This is a genomic window from Amycolatopsis sp. NPDC003861 (assembly GCF_053605405.1).
On the sequence record NZ_JBSGJD010000249.1, the window covers coordinates 1 to 14,182 of the forward strand.

General features: G+C 71.8%; 14 protein-coding genes. 3 read left to right on the plus strand and 11 right to left on the minus strand.

Translation table 11 applies throughout. The annotated features are described in order from the left end of the window. Positions 1-53: 53 nt before the first annotated feature. The 6 genes from ACWEVN_RS39380 to ACWEVN_RS39405 all read right to left on the minus strand — a co-directional run bounded on the left by ACWEVN_RS39380 (position 54) and on the right by ACWEVN_RS39405 (position 5,872). On the minus strand, positions 54-1,448 hold the full coding sequence (locus tag ACWEVN_RS39380; RefSeq protein WP_452054674.1) for a preATP grasp domain-containing protein: 1,395 nt from the start codon (positions 1,446-1,448) through the stop codon (positions 54-56). 16 nt (positions 1,449-1,464) lie between these two features. Further along, positions 1,465-2,205 (minus strand): 3-oxoacyl-[acyl-carrier-protein] reductase, encoded by a 741-nt coding sequence (fabG, locus tag ACWEVN_RS39385; protein ID WP_449687883.1) that lies wholly within the window; start codon positions 2,203-2,205, stop codon positions 1,465-1,467. Beyond that, complete coding sequence (locus ACWEVN_RS39390; RefSeq protein WP_452054675.1) at positions 2,202-3,302, minus strand: beta-ketoacyl synthase N-terminal-like domain-containing protein; 1,101 nt, start codon at positions 3,300-3,302, stop codon at positions 2,202-2,204. Before ACWEVN_RS39390 ends, fabG begins: the two co-directional genes overlap by 4 nt. After that, entirely contained in the window at positions 3,299-4,549 is a 1,251-nt protein-coding gene (locus ACWEVN_RS39395) for a beta-ketoacyl-[acyl-carrier-protein] synthase family protein (protein ID WP_310969884.1), read from the minus strand. Before ACWEVN_RS39395 ends, ACWEVN_RS39390 begins: the two co-directional genes overlap by 4 nt. Positions 4,550-4,559: 10 nt before the next feature. Continuing rightward, complete coding sequence (locus ACWEVN_RS39400) at positions 4,560-4,811, minus strand: acyl carrier protein (RefSeq protein WP_244210629.1); 252 nt, start codon at positions 4,809-4,811, stop codon at positions 4,560-4,562. Between the two features lie 254 nt (positions 4,812-5,065). Beyond that, positions 5,066-5,872 carry an AfsR/SARP family transcriptional regulator gene (locus tag ACWEVN_RS39405; protein WP_452054676.1) on the minus strand — a complete coding sequence of 269 codons (807 nt, stop codon included), beginning with the start codon at positions 5,870-5,872 and terminating at the stop codon, positions 5,066-5,068. Between the two features lie 959 nt (positions 5,873-6,831). On the opposite strand from ACWEVN_RS39405, the gene ACWEVN_RS39410 reads away from it, so the two are divergent. Beyond that, entirely contained in the window at positions 6,832-7,077 is a 246-nt protein-coding gene (locus ACWEVN_RS39410; protein ID WP_310969886.1) for an ATP F0F1 synthase subunit C, read from the plus strand. A 185-nt stretch (positions 7,078-7,262) separates the two neighbouring features. Here ACWEVN_RS39410 and ACWEVN_RS39415 read toward each other — a convergent pair whose 3' ends face one another. Genes ACWEVN_RS39415 through ACWEVN_RS39435 form a run of 5 tightly spaced genes read right to left on the minus strand, consistent with a single transcriptional unit; the run spans position 7,263 to position 11,887 of the window. Further along, positions 7,263-8,435 (minus strand): NAD(P)/FAD-dependent oxidoreductase, encoded by a 1,173-nt coding sequence (locus ACWEVN_RS39415; RefSeq protein WP_452054677.1) that lies wholly within the window; start codon positions 8,433-8,435, stop codon positions 7,263-7,265. Between the two features lies 1 nt (position 8,436). Then, positions 8,437-8,652: a ferredoxin gene (locus tag ACWEVN_RS39420; RefSeq protein ID WP_449687880.1), complete on the minus strand. Its 216-nt coding sequence runs from the start codon at positions 8,650-8,652 to the stop codon at positions 8,437-8,439. Between the two features lie 15 nt (positions 8,653-8,667). After that, complete coding sequence (locus ACWEVN_RS39425; protein ID WP_452054678.1) at positions 8,668-9,516, minus strand: fumarylacetoacetate hydrolase family protein; 849 nt, start codon at positions 9,514-9,516, stop codon at positions 8,668-8,670. Next, positions 9,513-10,424, minus strand: coding sequence for a DODA-type extradiol aromatic ring-opening family dioxygenase (locus ACWEVN_RS39430; protein WP_452054679.1), 912 nt, complete (start codon positions 10,422-10,424; stop codon positions 9,513-9,515). The genes ACWEVN_RS39425 and ACWEVN_RS39430 overlap by 4 nt, the downstream gene beginning before the upstream one ends. Further along, positions 10,424-11,887, minus strand: coding sequence for an aldehyde dehydrogenase (locus ACWEVN_RS39435; RefSeq protein WP_452054680.1), 1,464 nt, complete (start codon positions 11,885-11,887; stop codon positions 10,424-10,426). Before ACWEVN_RS39435 ends, ACWEVN_RS39430 begins: the two co-directional genes overlap by 1 nt. 70 nt (positions 11,888-11,957) lie before the next feature. Between ACWEVN_RS39435 and ACWEVN_RS39440 the strand changes: the two genes are divergently transcribed. Both ACWEVN_RS39440 and ACWEVN_RS39445 read left to right on the plus strand, forming a co-directional pair. Next, positions 11,958-13,466 (plus strand): aldehyde dehydrogenase family protein, encoded by a 1,509-nt coding sequence (locus ACWEVN_RS39440; protein WP_452054681.1) that lies wholly within the window; start codon positions 11,958-11,960, stop codon positions 13,464-13,466. Further along, on the plus strand, positions 13,459-14,175 hold the full coding sequence (locus ACWEVN_RS39445) for a gamma-glutamyl-gamma-aminobutyrate hydrolase family protein (protein WP_452054682.1): 717 nt from the start codon (positions 13,459-13,461) through the stop codon (positions 14,173-14,175). Before ACWEVN_RS39440 ends, ACWEVN_RS39445 begins: the two co-directional genes overlap by 8 nt. Positions 14,176-14,182 lie beyond the last annotated feature (7 nt).

Genomic DNA, 14,182 nt, shown 5'->3' on the forward strand with positions numbered 1-14,182 from the left:
AATGTGGCGTTCGGTGCGTCAGACGCACCCAACGCCACATTGGGGCGCTTGGGTCAGTGCGCGGCGAGGGCGGCGAGGGTGGCGAGGGTGGCGAGGCGGTCGGTGATGCGGCGGTCGAGCTCGTCCAGCGTCTCCGCCGAGGGCCCGATCAGGACGCCGTACAGGCGGCCGGCGAAGGCTTCGCCCGCGGCGGCGACCCCCGCGCCGGCGTTGACCGTGGCGAAGTTGTTGACGAGCAGCCCGCTCCCGGACCCGGCGAACAGCAGGTCGCCGAGCGTTTCGCGGAGCCGGGCGAACGGCAGGGGAGCGGCCAGCCGTACCGGGTAGTGCCGCGCCATCGCGACGGCGCCCTCGGGCACGAACCGCTCCTGCAGCGGCACCTGGTAGGTCGACATGTTGTTGCGGGCGTTGATCTCCAGCACCGGGAAGATCCCGCCGTCCGGCTCGACCAGCGCGTCGACGCCGACGACACCGTAATAGCCGTCCCGGGCCAGCCGGGCCCCGAGCACGTCCGCCGCGTGCCGGATCACCGCGTGCTGGGCCTCGTCGAGACGCGGCGGCATCCGGTGTCCCTTGTGGACGCCGTTCTCGGTGATCGCCTCCTTGACGAAGTCGAACCGCACCGAGCCGTCCCGGCCCACGGTGAACTGGTAGTTCAGGTCGGCGCGCTTGTCGACCCAGGTCTCGGTGACCAGCGCGATCCGGTCGCGGCCCGCCTTCCGCGCGGACCGCTCGATCATCCGCTGCAGGCGCAGCAGCCGCTGCTCGCTGGTGACGACGGCGATGCCCTTCCCCGACACGCCGAACGCCTCCTTCACCACGACCGTGCCGCCCTCGACGAGCACCTTGGCGGCCTCGGGCACGGCGTCGGCCAGCTGCGCGGGCGTGTCGCAGATCCAGCCCGGCGGCTGCCGCAGCCCGAGCTCGTCGGCCAGCTGCCGGCTGTAGACCTTGCTGTTGACGGCCTTGCAGAGCGCGGCAGGCGGCGTGGCCAGCGGAACACCGGTGCGGGCCGCCAGTTCCTCTTCGACGGCCGACGCGCCGTGCGGCAGCAGGTGCGCGCCGTCGGCGGCCAGCTCGGTGAGCGCCGCGACGAGCGCGGGGTCGGCGAGCGCGTCCTGGCTGACGTTGCGCGCCGGGTCCGGGGCCGCCACGACGTGCACCTCGGGCAGCTCGAAGCCGAGGTCGAGCAGGTAGCGGTGGTAGTCCGGGTCGGGCGCGTGCTTCAGCACGACGTGGTCGCCCTTGCCGCCGAGCAGCAGCGCGAACTCGTCCATGCTGTTGACCACCGCGGTGCTGCCCGCGGCGGACACCCGCGGCAGGCCGAGCTCGTCGGCCGCCCACAGCTCCTCGACCTCGAAGTTGCCGAGGAAGACCAGCGGGTGCTCGGCCGAGCCGAGCGCGGCGGTCTTCAGCCGCGCGATGAAGTTCGGGCTATCGGAGTCCACTGTGGACCTTCCCCCTTCAGACGACCAGGCCGCCGTCGATCTCGAAAACGCTTCCGGTGATGTAGGCGGCGCGGTCCGACGCCAGGTAGGCCACCAGGTCGGCGACCTCGCCCGCGGTGCCGAACCGGCCCAGCGGGATGGCCGCGCGCAGCTTCTCGCGCGCCTTGTCCGTCATCTGCGCGGTCATGTCGGTCTCGATCAGGCCCGGCGCGACCGCGTTGACCCGGATGCCGAACCGGCCGACCTCCTTGGCCAGTGCCTTGGCGAAGCCGATCACGCCGCTCTTCGACGCCGAGTAGTTGACCTGCGTCGGGTTGCCGTACACCCCGGACACCGAGGACAGCGTGATCACGCTGCCCCGGCGCTGCTTGAGCATGAGGAACACGGCCGGCTGGCAGACGTTGTAGACGCCGTCGAGGTTGGTCCGCAGCACGTCGGTCCAGCGGTCCTCGGTCATCGTCACGAACGCGCCGTCGCGGGTGATGCCCGCCGACGTCACCACGGTGTCCGGGACGCCGAGGTCGGCGGCCGTGGCGGCCACCCACTCGCCGGCCGCCTCCCGGTCGGTGACGTCGACCCGGGTGGCGACCGCCCGCCGCCCGAGGTCGTGCACCTCCTTGGCGAGCACGTCGGCGGACTGCTCGTCCGAGCGGTAGCAGAACGCGATGTCGTGGCCGCTTTCGGCGAGGCTCAGCACGACCGCGCGGCCGATGCCCCGCGACCCGCCGCTGACCAGCGCGACCTTGCTCGCGCTCATCGGACCGGCTCGCCGAGCCGCAGGAGCGTGCACGCCACCGCACCGTCGTCGTCGCAGGTGGTGACGACCGTGTGGTCGGCACCCGCCCGCTCGGCGGATTCCGCGACGCTGAGGACCGCGGCGAGCTGGAACATCGCGCTCGCCGACGCCGTGTCACCCAGGAGGTCCGCCGACGGCACCCGGTCGACGGCCGCGTCCCCGAACAGGGCCCGCAGCGCCGTGGTCTCGACCGGTTCGCCGCGCTGGTCGGTGAAGCCGCTGCCGGTCGCGGCCCACACCTGCTCGGGCGCGACCCCGGCCGAGGCCAGCAGCGCGCGCACGGCGACGGTGACCGTCCCGGCGAGATCGCCGTCGAGGCACACCCGGGACTCGAACCCCTCCAGGGTGCCCAGCACCCGACGGCCGGCCGGCCGCAGGTCCGCGGGCTCGAGCAGGAACATCGCGCAGCCCTCGCCGATGACCACCGGGTCGTCCCCGCCACGGCGGTGGTGCTCGACCCAGGCGCGGGCGGGGGAGTACTCCTCGGCGGCGCCGCAGAGCACCCGGGTCGCCCGGCCGGTCCGCAGCAGCCGCCGCGCGTAGTTCAGCGCGTGCGGGCCGGTGGTCCGGCCCGCGGCGATCGTCGCGTTCGGGCCCTTGAGCCCGTGCCAGATCGCGGCCTGCCCGGCGGCGCAGTTCATCACGCAGCCGGGGACCGCGGCCGGTTCGACGTGGTCGGGCTTGTCGCCGGTGAGCGACGCGCGGGTCAGGTCCATCATGCTCTGCACGCTGCCGGTCGTGGTGCCCAGCACGAACCCGATGTCGTCGCGCTCGTCGCCCGGCTCGACGCCGATGTCGGCGAGCAGGTGCTTGGCCGCGGCGACGGCCAGGCCGCTGACCCGGTTCATCGCCCGGGTGCCCTTCGTGCCGAGGTACTCCCGCGGCTCGAAGCCCGGGACGGTGGCCGCCGTTCCCGCCGGTCCCCGCGCCCAGCGCCGGCTGTCTATCGTGGACACCGGGGAGGTCCGGGTGCGGACGCCGTCGGCGAAGGCCGCGAGGTCGTGGCCGAACGGCGAAATCGCCGTCCAGGCCGAGATGACCGGGGTTGCCCTGCTCATGCCACTGCCTCCCGCGGGCCGTCGTAGCGGCCGATCAGGACGACCGAGTTGTTGCCGCCGAAGGCCCAGCCGTTGTTCTGCACGATCCGCAGGTCCGCCTCGACCGCCACGTTGGGCACGCAGTCGACGGCGCACTCGGGGTCGGTCTCGACGTGGTTGATGGTCGGCGGGATGAAGCCCTCGGTGATGGCGACCGAGCAGCCGATCGCGGCCAGCGCGCTCGCCGCGCCCATCGAGTGACCGAGCATCGACTTCATCGACACCACGCGCGGCGTGTCGTCGCCGAACAGTTCGCGGATCGCCGCGGCCTCGGTCTTGTCGTTGGCGTGGGTGCCGGTGCCGTGCGCGGAGATCAGGTCGACCTCGGCGGGCTTGACGCCGGCGTTCGCCAGGGCCAGTTCCATGCAGCGGGCGATGCCGCCCTGGTGCGGGGCCACCGGGTGGTGGGCGTCGCAGGACAGGCCGTACCCGAGCACTTCGCCGTAGATCCGGGCGCCGCGCGCGGTCGCCGACTCCAGGCTCTCCAGCATCAGGATGCCGGCGCCCTCGCCGGTCAGGATGCCCAGCCGGTTCTTGTCGAACGGGCGGCAGTAGTCCGGGGCGATGCTGCGCAGCCGGTAGAAGGAGGTGAACGTCTTGCGGCAGACGGCGTCCGCGCCACCGCACAACGCGAAGTCGGCTTCCCCCAGCCGGATCGCGTCGAACGAGTGGCCGATCGCGTAGTTGCCGGCCGAGCAGGCGGTCGCGATGCTGCCGACCTCCACATTGGACAGCCGTAGCTCGTGCGCGATCGAGGTGGCGAGCCGGCCGGCCGACGTGCGCCGGGCCAGCCGCGGGCTCATCGCCTCCGGACCGGCCGCGATCTCCAGCGAGACCATGCTGTCGAGCTCGTGCGACTCGCCGTCGGTCGTGCCGATCGACAGCAGGCAGCGCGCCTCGCGCAGCACGTCGAGGTCGATGCCGGAGTCCGCCACGGCCAGCCGGGCGGCGGCGGTGGAGAACCGGCTGGCCCGGCCGAGCGACTCGATGTCGACGTTTTCGATCCAGCGTTCGGGTTCGAAGCCGATGACCTCGCAGCCGTTGTTGTGCTCGAAGCCGGTCGTGTCGAAGACGCTGATCGGCCGGACGTTGCTGCGCCCGGCGCGCAGGGCCGCGGTGAACTCGGCGATGCCCGTGCCCAGGCTGGAAACCACCCCGCAGCCGGTGATCACCACCCGCCTGCCGGGTGCGGTGGAGTGCTCGCTCATCGGATTTCCCCTACCAGCCGGCGGATTCCGCGACGACCTCGTAGGCGCTGTCCAGATCGACCATCCGGCGGAACTGCGCCTGGTCGATCGTGACGCCGAACTGCTTCTCCAGCGCGGCGAGGACGTCCATCAGCGTGAGCGAGTCGGCTTCGTGGTCCTCGATGAAGTTGCTCGTCTCGGAAAGTTCGCCGTCCTCGAGCTCGAGGTGCTCGCGGACGATCGCGCGGATCTGTTCCCTGCGCTCGGACACTGCCGCTGTCATGACCACTCCTGTACCGGTTTTCGGACGAACTTCGGCCTGGCCGGAAACTAGCCAGCGCAGATGACGGCCCTCTGACCGACCGCTGACGAAGGCCGGCGTCGGCAAACCGTCAGCCGTCCGTCATCCGGGTGCGCCACGATCATGGCCGTCGATCACGGAAGGAGAGTGGATGAGCCCGGACCGTGTCCGTGACAGCGAAACGACAGCAGGGACGGCGAAGATCGCCGTCCCTGCTGCGAAAGGGGAACCGGTGCTCAGTCGAGCATGCAGTCCTGGACCAGGATGGCCTGGTACAGCTGCCGCAACGCGCGGCCCGGCGAGAGGCCGAGCTCGCTGCCGAGCCACTTGCTGGTGTGGTGGAACACCGACAGCGCCTCGCTTTGCTGGCCGGTGCGGTAGAGGGCGAGCATCAGCAGTTCGCTGAGCCGCTCCCGGCCCGGGTTCTCGGTGGCCAGCTGCCGCAGTTCGTGCACGATGTCGTGCTGCTGCCCGACCGCCAGCCGGGCGGCGATGAGGTCTTCCTGCACGGCCAGCCGCCGCTCGTTGAGGTGCGTGGCCGCGGCCCGGCAGCGCACCCCCTCCTGCACGTCCATCAGGGCCGGCCCGCGCCACTGCACCAAGGCCTCCCGCAGGATGCCGGTGGCTTCCTGCGGTGCGGTGGAGACCAGGGAAGTGCCGCGTCGCGCGAGTTCGAGGAACCGGTGCGAGTCGATCGCCTCGGCGGGCACCTCCAGCTGGTAGCCGCTGTAGGTGGTCCGGACGACTTCCTCCCCGCTCGCGTCGGTGATCGGCTTGAACAGCCGGCGCAGCCGTGCGATATTCGCTTGCAGTGCGTTGCGGGAGTTGGCGAGTGACCGCGGGCCCCACAGCTCGTCCGCCAGCTGCTCGTACGACACCGGACGTCCCGGCGACAGCGCGAGCATGGCCAGCAAGGTTCGGACTTTCTTCGCGCGTATCGAGTAAATTCTCCCATTCGATCTTATTTCCATGGCGCCTAGTAGTTCGATTTCCACTTTGATCGACCCCCAGATTCGGGCAGCCCGCCGCTCATCGCGGACCATCCGAAGATGTATTTTGCGCAAGATAGTGGCAGAGGGCCGGTGGCTTAGGTACCTCCGTTCGGACCAGTGAAACGCCTAACTCGCCAGTAGTATCAGTTCGTGGACAGTTTGACTCGGGATGTATTCGGACATACCCGGGGATGGTGGTGTTAGCACCACCATTAATGGTGGTGACAGCACACCGGGGGACCGAGCTGATCTTCGCTGGTAGGGTGCCCGCGGGTGGTGCTGGCGCCCCGCCTGGCCGCCCGAGCGGCGAAGCTGTCGTCACCCCGCGAAATCCGCCCTGACCGTGGGGTGCGTGGGGTGCCGGTCGGGTGGTCCGGACCGCCTCGGACGCCGGGTGTGGAGGCGGGGCGGGGAGTCCGGCCGGAGGGCCGGGTGGCGGCTCCCGGCAATGAGAGCGCAAACATGAATCCTATTTCTCTCCGGCTAATAAAATTGGCGGGCGCGCGGGTGGGTTCGGCGCCCTCCGGGGTTTGTCCGGAGGTTTTCCGTCTTTGGTGAACGGTGTACACCGAGTTTCGAAACAAGCCGGGGCCTGCGGTGCCTTCTCGGTCGCGCCGAGTGGACGGCGAACGATTCGGACAAAACCTTCCGGTGGGTGTGCGATCACTCGATCACTCTCCGTGTGCGACGCGACGGGGTGCGCCGGAGGCGGCCGGCGTATCGGCCGGCCGATTCAGGCGTGGCCGGTGACCTCGACCGACCACAATGGACGTTGCACCTGGCCGTCGCCCGATTGTCCGGCGGCGCGGCCCGATTTCCCGTGATATCCTGTCGGTGTTCGGACCACTCGATTACCGACAATCCCGCCCGGCCGGCGAGATCTGCCTCGATCCGACGTCCCTTCTGCGATTTCCGGCGCCTTCGCTCGACCCTGAACCATGCCCGGTGTGACGCACGAGCCCGCTGTTCCACGCGAGCGTGCGCGTGGACCGATGTGAAGGGGAAAGTCCATGAGTGACACAGTTCTGGCCCAGGCCGCCAACATCAACCCCGGTCTCGCCGCCATCGGGTACGGCCTCGGGGCGATCGGCCCCGGAATCGGTGTCGGCCTGATCTTCGCGGCTGTCATCAATGGTACCGCGCGGCAGCCGGAAGCACGCGGGAAACTGCAGACGATGGGTTACTCGACGTTCGTGCTGAGCGAAGTCCTCGCGTTGATCGGGGTCGTCGTGTATTTCATCGCGTCCAACCGGTGAATCTCCCCCTCCGCGCCCGGCTTGATCGGCCGGGCGCGGAGCAGGTCGTTTCGATCCGAACGACGGAGGGGGACCGTGGCGCGCCACGCGCTGTCCGGCTACCGCGGCACCTTCGGACGTGGTAGTCGTCCCTTCCGGTGGTAGCCGGCGGCTGTGTCGCGCCGGTACCGGGAGACCCCGGGGCGCTACCGCAGAGCCAGGTTGCAGGCCTCGGCGACCAGCGAGCGGTAGTGCGCGTACCGCCCACCGAGGCCGAGCAGCACCACCCCGGTCAACCGCCCCTCCCGGTGGTAGCCGACCGCGGCCTCGGAGTCCAGGTCACCTTCCAAGACCCGGACCTCGTCACCCAGTCCGACCGCTCCGTACGACTGGAGGCGGAAGTCGTACTGGTCACTCCAGAACGACGGCAGCGGCGTGAACGGCGGCTCCTCCCCGCCCGCGCCGGTCAGGTGGCGGCCGAGCGTGGTTCCCGCTCTCTTGCCCGTGTCGGTCGCCATCGTCCAGTGCTCGGTGCGGCGGGGGACCGCGTCGAACAGCGGGTTCGGGAAGCGGGCCAGGTCGCCGCACGCCACCACATCGGGGCGGCCTCCCGCGCGCAGGGCGTTGTCGCACAAGACGCCGTCGGTCAGGTCGAGGCCCGTTCCCGCCAGCCAGTCCGTTGCGGGCCGGCAGCCGACCGCCTCGACCACCAGGTCCGCCGGCAGTTCCGTTCCGTCTCCCAGCACCACCGAAGCGGCCCGGTACCCGACCGGCACGGTGCCGAGGTGGAACCGGACGCCGTGGGCCTCGTGCCGTCGCTGCAGCGCCGCTCCCAGCGACGCCCCCAGCGGGCGCTCGACCGGCACGCTCTCCGGCGCGACGACATTGACCGAAGCCCCGAGCGTCCGGGCGGCCGCGGCCACCTCGCAGCCGATGAACCCGGCGCCGACCACCACCAGCCGCGCGCCCGGCCGGAGTGCCGCGCGCACCCTCGCCGCGTCCTCCAGGGTCCGGATGACGCAGCGGTCCGGGCCGGGCAGCGGGAGCCGCCGGGGCCGCAGGCCGCTCGCGATCACCAGCCCGGACCAGCCGACCACCTCGCCGCCGGCCAGGGTCACCGTGCGCGCGGCCAGGTCGGCGGCCGTGACCTCCTCGCCGAGCCGCCAGGTGACGTCGCGGGCGTGCCGGGGGAGCCGGAAGGTCAGGTCGCCGGGCTCGGCGCCGAGCGCGGTCTTGGACAGCGGCGGCCGGTTGTACGGCAGGTGCGGCTCGTCGCCGATGACGACGACCTCGCCCGCATACCCGGCCTTCCGCACGGCCTCGGCCGCACGCAGCCCGGCCATCGACGCGCCGACGACGACCACCCGGTCCGCGGCCACGTCAGTCCTCGACCGTGATCGCCTGCAGCGGGCAGACGTCGGCCGCTTCTTCGACGTCGTCGCGGTGCTCTTCGGCCAGCGGCGGCGAAACGTAGGTCCCGGATGCCTCCGAGCGGAAGGACAGCTTCCCCTGTCCGTCCAAAGAGAACACCGACGGCGCCGAGAAGACGCACTGCCCGTGGTCCTGGCACTTGTTCAGATCGACGACGATGTGCATGCTCACTCCCACGGGTCAGGAACGTCGGGGCGGCCGGATGCCGCGGAATTCCCAGTCGCCGCCCAGCGCGGTGGACAGCACTTCTTCGCTCTCCGTCGGCTGCGCGCCGACGTCGGTGCGGATCGGCACCGGGCCGGAGACGATGTCGTTGGTCAGCGTCCCGAGCCCGTCGACCTCGACCGAGACGACGTCGCCGGGCTCCACCGGGCGCGAGTTCGCCGGCGTGCCGGAGAGCAGCACGTCGCCGGGGTACAGGGTGATGGTGCGGGCGATGTCCGCGACGAGGTAGTGCATGTCCCACTCCATCTCGTCGGTGCTGCCCTCCTGCCGCACCTCGCCGTTGACCAGGGTGCGGATCGCCTTGCCGCGGAAGTCCCAGTCCTCGACCAGGCCGGGGCCGAGCGGGCACAGCGTGTCGGACCCCTTCACGCGCAGCATCGAGCCGGCGTCGGTGTCGCGGAAGTCGTGCAGCCCGAAGTCGTTCGCGATGGTGTAGCCGGCGATGTGGGCACCGGCGTCGGCAGGCGGGATGTTGCGGGTGACGCGGCCGATCACGATGGCGATCTCACCCTCGTAGTTGAGCCACCGGCAGCCTTCGGGCCGCACCACCGCGCCGTGGTGGGCGTTGAGCGAGGACGTGGGCTTGTGGAAGTACGTCGGCGCGGCGGGGAGTTTGGTGCCGAACTCCGCCACCCGGCTGTGGTGGTTGAGGTGCACGGCGATGATCTTCGACGGCACGACCGGCGGCAGGTGGACGGCGTCATCGGCCCGGACCTCCCGGCCGTCGGCGGCCCGGAGGAGGTCGCCGTCGCGGACGACGTCGACGACGGCGCCGTCGAGCAAGATGCGGCGGTGTTCGGTCACGGGGTGACCCCTTCGGTGCGTCGGGGGCGGGGGAAGCCGTCGGCGGGCCGGTCGAACCACAGGTGCACCTGCCCGGTGCCGACGGAGTTCTCGTATTCGCCGTACTGGCGGGACTTCGCGGTGCAGGCGCCCTCGCCGAGCGCGCCGAGCATCATCAGGTAGTGCCCGAACCGCGCTTCCGGCTTGAACCGCAGGTACTCCGGCATGGTCGCGAGCACACGCTCGTGGTCGCCGCGGGCGAACCAGCCGAGCCGCTCGGCGTCGGCGGCCGCGGCCTCCGGGCTGAAGATGTGCTCGACCCCGGCGGCTTCGTGGGCGCGCAGCTGCCGCAGCGGCCAGAACGTGTGGCTCATCGCCCCGGAGGCGATCAGCAGCACCTTGCGGTCGAGCCCGGCGATCGCGTCGCCGAGGGCCCGGCCGAGCCGCAGGTTGTCCTCGGTGTCGGCGGTCTGGCACACGCCGATGGACACCCAGCGCTTGTCCGGCAGGCCCTGGCCCAGGTACTCCCAGAGGTTGGTGGTGGCGTAGAAGATCGGCAGGTGGTGGTCGTCGATCGCGGTGATCCACGTCCCGTGCGCGCCGGCCTGCGCGGCGACGGCGTGGGCGAGCTCCGGATCGCCGGGGAAGTCGTACGGCCGGCGGCACATGCCCCGCGGCAGCTCCTCCGAGGTGAACAACCCGGAGCGGCGGTCGTGCGCGGTGACGACGAACTCGACGGTTGTCGCCCAGTGCGAGTCGAGCACGACGACCGTGTCGTAGTCCAGAGCCTCGAAGACCTCGGCGCGCAGTTGCCGCAGCCCGGCGACGAGGGTGGTGTCCTCGCCGTGGTTGAGCTCCCGCCGATCCGCCTCCGGCAGGACGATCGTGGGGACGTGGGCCAGCAGGCCCGCCCCGGCCACTTCACCCATCAGGACCTCCAGCCGTGCGGAGCGAAGACGGTGTTCTTGACCTCGCAGTAGAAGTCGAACGACCAGGTGCCGCCCTCGCGGCCGATCCCGGACTGCCGGGCACCGCCGAAGGGGGCCCGCAGGTCGCGGACGAAGAAGCAGTTCGTCCACACCGTCCCGGCGACGAGCCGCGCGGCAACGCGTTCGGCGCGTTCGGGGTCGCCGGTGAACAGCATCGCGGCCAGCCCGAACGCCGAGTCGTTGGCGGCGGCCACGACCTCGTCCTCGTCGCGGAACGTGTGGAGCACCAGGACCGGCCCGAAGATCTCCTCGGTGGCGATCTCGCTGCGCGGGTCGACGTCGGTGAACAGCGTCGGCCGGTAGTAGAGCCCGCCGAGGTCGGTGTTGCGGCCACCACCGAGCAGGACGGTCGCCCCGGCCTCCTTCGCCCGCTGGACGAACCCGTCCACCCGCGCCACGTGCTCGGGGTGGATCGACGGCCCGATGTCGGTGGTTTCATCGCGCGGGTCGCCTTGCTTCAGCTGCCCTGCGCGCTCGAGGAACCGCCGGACGAACTCGTCGCGGATGGACTCTTCGACGTACAGCCGGGTGCCGGACAGGCAGACCTGCCCGGCGTTGTCGTACTGCTCGACGGCGTTGGCGACGGCGAGGTCGAGGTCGGCGTCGGCGAACACGAGGAACGGCGACTTCCCGCCCAGTTCCAGGGAAAGCGGCGTCAGGTTGGCCGCCGCCGCGCGGGCGATCACCCGGGCCGTGGGCACCGAGCCGGTGAAGGAGATGCGCCGCACGTCCGGGTGGGCGACCAGGGCGGCGCCGGCTTCTTCGCCGATGCCCTGGACGACGTTGAGGACGCCGTCGGGCAGGCCGGCCTCGGCGGCGATGTCGGCGAGCAGCGACGCGGTGAGCGGCGACCACTCGGACGGCTTCAGCACGACGGTGTTCCCCGCGGCCAGCGCGGGGGCGACCTTCCAGGTGGCCAGCATCAGCGGGGCGTTCCACGGCGAGATGAGCACGCACACGCCGGCCGGGTCCCAGCTGACGTGGTTGCGGTGGCCGCGGGTTTCGAAGTCGGGGTGGCCGAGCTCGTCTTCGAGGTAATTGGCGAAGAACCGGAAGTTGTGGGCCACGCGCGGCATGACGCCCCGGCGGTGCGAGCGGATCAGGGCGCCGTTGTCGGTCGTCTCGACGATCGCGAGTTCCTCCAGGCGTTTCTCGACGCCGTCGGCGATGGCGCGCAGCAGCCGCGCGCGGTCCACCGGGGGAGTGGCTGCCCAGGCGGGGAAGGCCGCCTTCGCGGCGGCGACCGCGGCGTCGGCTTCCGGCGCCCCACCTCGGGCGATCCGGGCGACGACGCGGCCGTCGATCGGGGACAGGTCCTCGAACGTGTCCGCGGAAGCAACCCGGCGGCCCCCGATCCAGTGTCGGGTGTCGACGGCGGTTCCGGCGACGAACGCGGTGTTCATGACGCCCTCCAGGAGGTATCGTTCGGATCCAAACGTATCCGCCGTCTCGTTCTCGGTCAAGGGAGTGCTGATGACTGCAGTGCAGGTGGACGATCCGGTCGCGGGCACGGACTGGGTGGCGCGGGCCGTCACCGTCCGCGTGCCGGAGGGGCTGTTCGTGGCCGGTGAGCCGCGCGAGGCCGCCGGGACACGGGAAGTGCGGTCCGCGCGTGATGGGGCGTTGCTGACCGAGCTGTCCTGGGCCGGCGAGCGGGACGCCGACCGGGCCGTCGCCGCCGCGCGGGAGGCGTTCGACCGGGGGCCGTGGCCGCGGCTGCACCCGCGCGAACGCGGCGAGATCCTGCAGCGGTTCGCCGCGCTGGTCGAGCAGCACCGGGATGAGCTCGCGCTGCTCGTCAGCCTGGAAATGGGCAAGCCGATCCGGCAGGCCCACGACATCGAACTGCGCGCCCTGATCCGCACCCTGCGCTTCTACGGCGAGCTCGCCGACAAGGACCACGGCGAAGTCGCCCCCACCGCCGAGGGCGAGCTGGCCCTGGTCACCCGGGAGCCCGCCGGGGTGGTCGCCGCGGTCGTGCCGTGGAACTTCCCGCTCACCCTGGCCGGCTGGAAGTTCGCCCCCGCCCTCGCCGCCGGCTGCACGGTCGTGCTCAAGACGTCCGAACGCAGCCCGCTCTCCATGCAGCGCGTCGCGGCGCTCGGGGCCGAGGCGGGCCTGCCGCCGGGCGTGCTGAACGTCCTCTCCGGGGACGGTGACGTCGTCGGACGGCGCCTCGGCGAACACTCGAGCGTCGACGTCCTGACCTTCACCGGGTCCACCGAGGTCGGGCGGCACTTCCTGCGCTACGCCGCGGACAGCAACCTCAAGCGCGTCTACCTGGAGCTCGGCGGGAAGTCGCCGAACATCGTGCTGCCCGACGCGCCCGATCTCGACGCCGCCGCGGACACCGCGGCCTGGGCGATCTTCTTCAACTCCGGCCAGATGTGCACCGCCGGCTCGCGGCTGGTCGTGCACCGGGATGTCGCCGACCGGGTCGTGGACCGCGTCCTCGCGACGGCGAGCGGCTGGTTCCCGGCCGACCCGCTCCTGCCGGACACGAAGATGGGCCCGCTGGTCGACGCGGCCCACCTCGACCGGGTGCGCACGGCCGTCCGCCGCGGGGTCGACCAGGGCGCCCGGCTGGTCACCGGCGGCGAACAGGTGCTGGCCGAGACCGGCGGGAGCTACCTCGAACCGACCGTCCTGACCGGCTGCGCGCCCGGCAACCCGGTCGTCGAGGAAGAGATCTTCGGCCCGGTGCTGGCCGTGCAGGTCGTCGACGGCGAGGAGGAGGCCGTCCGCGTCGCGGGTGACACGCCGTACGGCCTCGCCGCCGCGCTGTGGACGGCGGACCTCGGGGCGGCGCACCGGATCTCGCGGCGGCTGCGGGCCGGGACCGTGTGGGTGAACTGCTACGAGGAGGGCGACCTGTCGGTTCCGTTCGGCGGGGTGAAGCTGTCCGGCTTCGGCCGTGACAAGTCCCGGCACGCCCTCGACGAGTACCGCGACCTCAAGACCACCTGGATCCACCATGGCTGACCGCCGGCCGCTGATCGTCGTCCCGGCGCGCTTCTCGGCGAGCGCGTCCGCGCTGCGGTACCGGGCCGAGGTCGGGGCGCGGGCCCTGCTCGAAGCGGTCTTCGCGGCCGGTGGCGAACCGCTGTTGATGCACCCGGCCGATCCCGCGGACGTCCCGGCCCGGCTGGCCGTGGCGGACGGTGTGCTGCTGCCCGGCGGCGGCGACCTGCACCCGAGCTGGGCCGGCCAGGACGCCCACCCGAGCGAGTACGACGTCGACGTCGAGCAGGACGCGTTCGACCTCGCGGTGGCGGCCTGGGCGCTGGAAGCCGGGCGGCCGCTGCTGGCGATCTGCCGCGGCGCGCAGGTCGTGAACGTGGCCCTAGGCGGCGACGTCGTGCAGGACCTGCCCGGCCACCGGCACCGGGTACAGCCCGCCAAGGCCGCCTCGGGATCGCTGCTGGCGTCGCTCACCGGCGACGCGCTGGAGGTGTCGTGCTTCCACCACCAGGGCCTGGGCCGCCTCGGCGCCGGGCTCACGGTGGTGGCCGAGGCCGCGGACGGCGTTCCCGAGGCGATCGAGCTGCCGTCCGCCCGCGGCTGGTTCCTCGGGCTCCAGTGGCACCCGGAGGACACCGCCGCGACCGACCCCGCCCAGGCCGCGTTGTTCGCCGCCTTCGTGGCCGCTGCCCGGTCTCAAACGCCCCAATGTGGCGTTCGGTGCGTCTGACGCACCC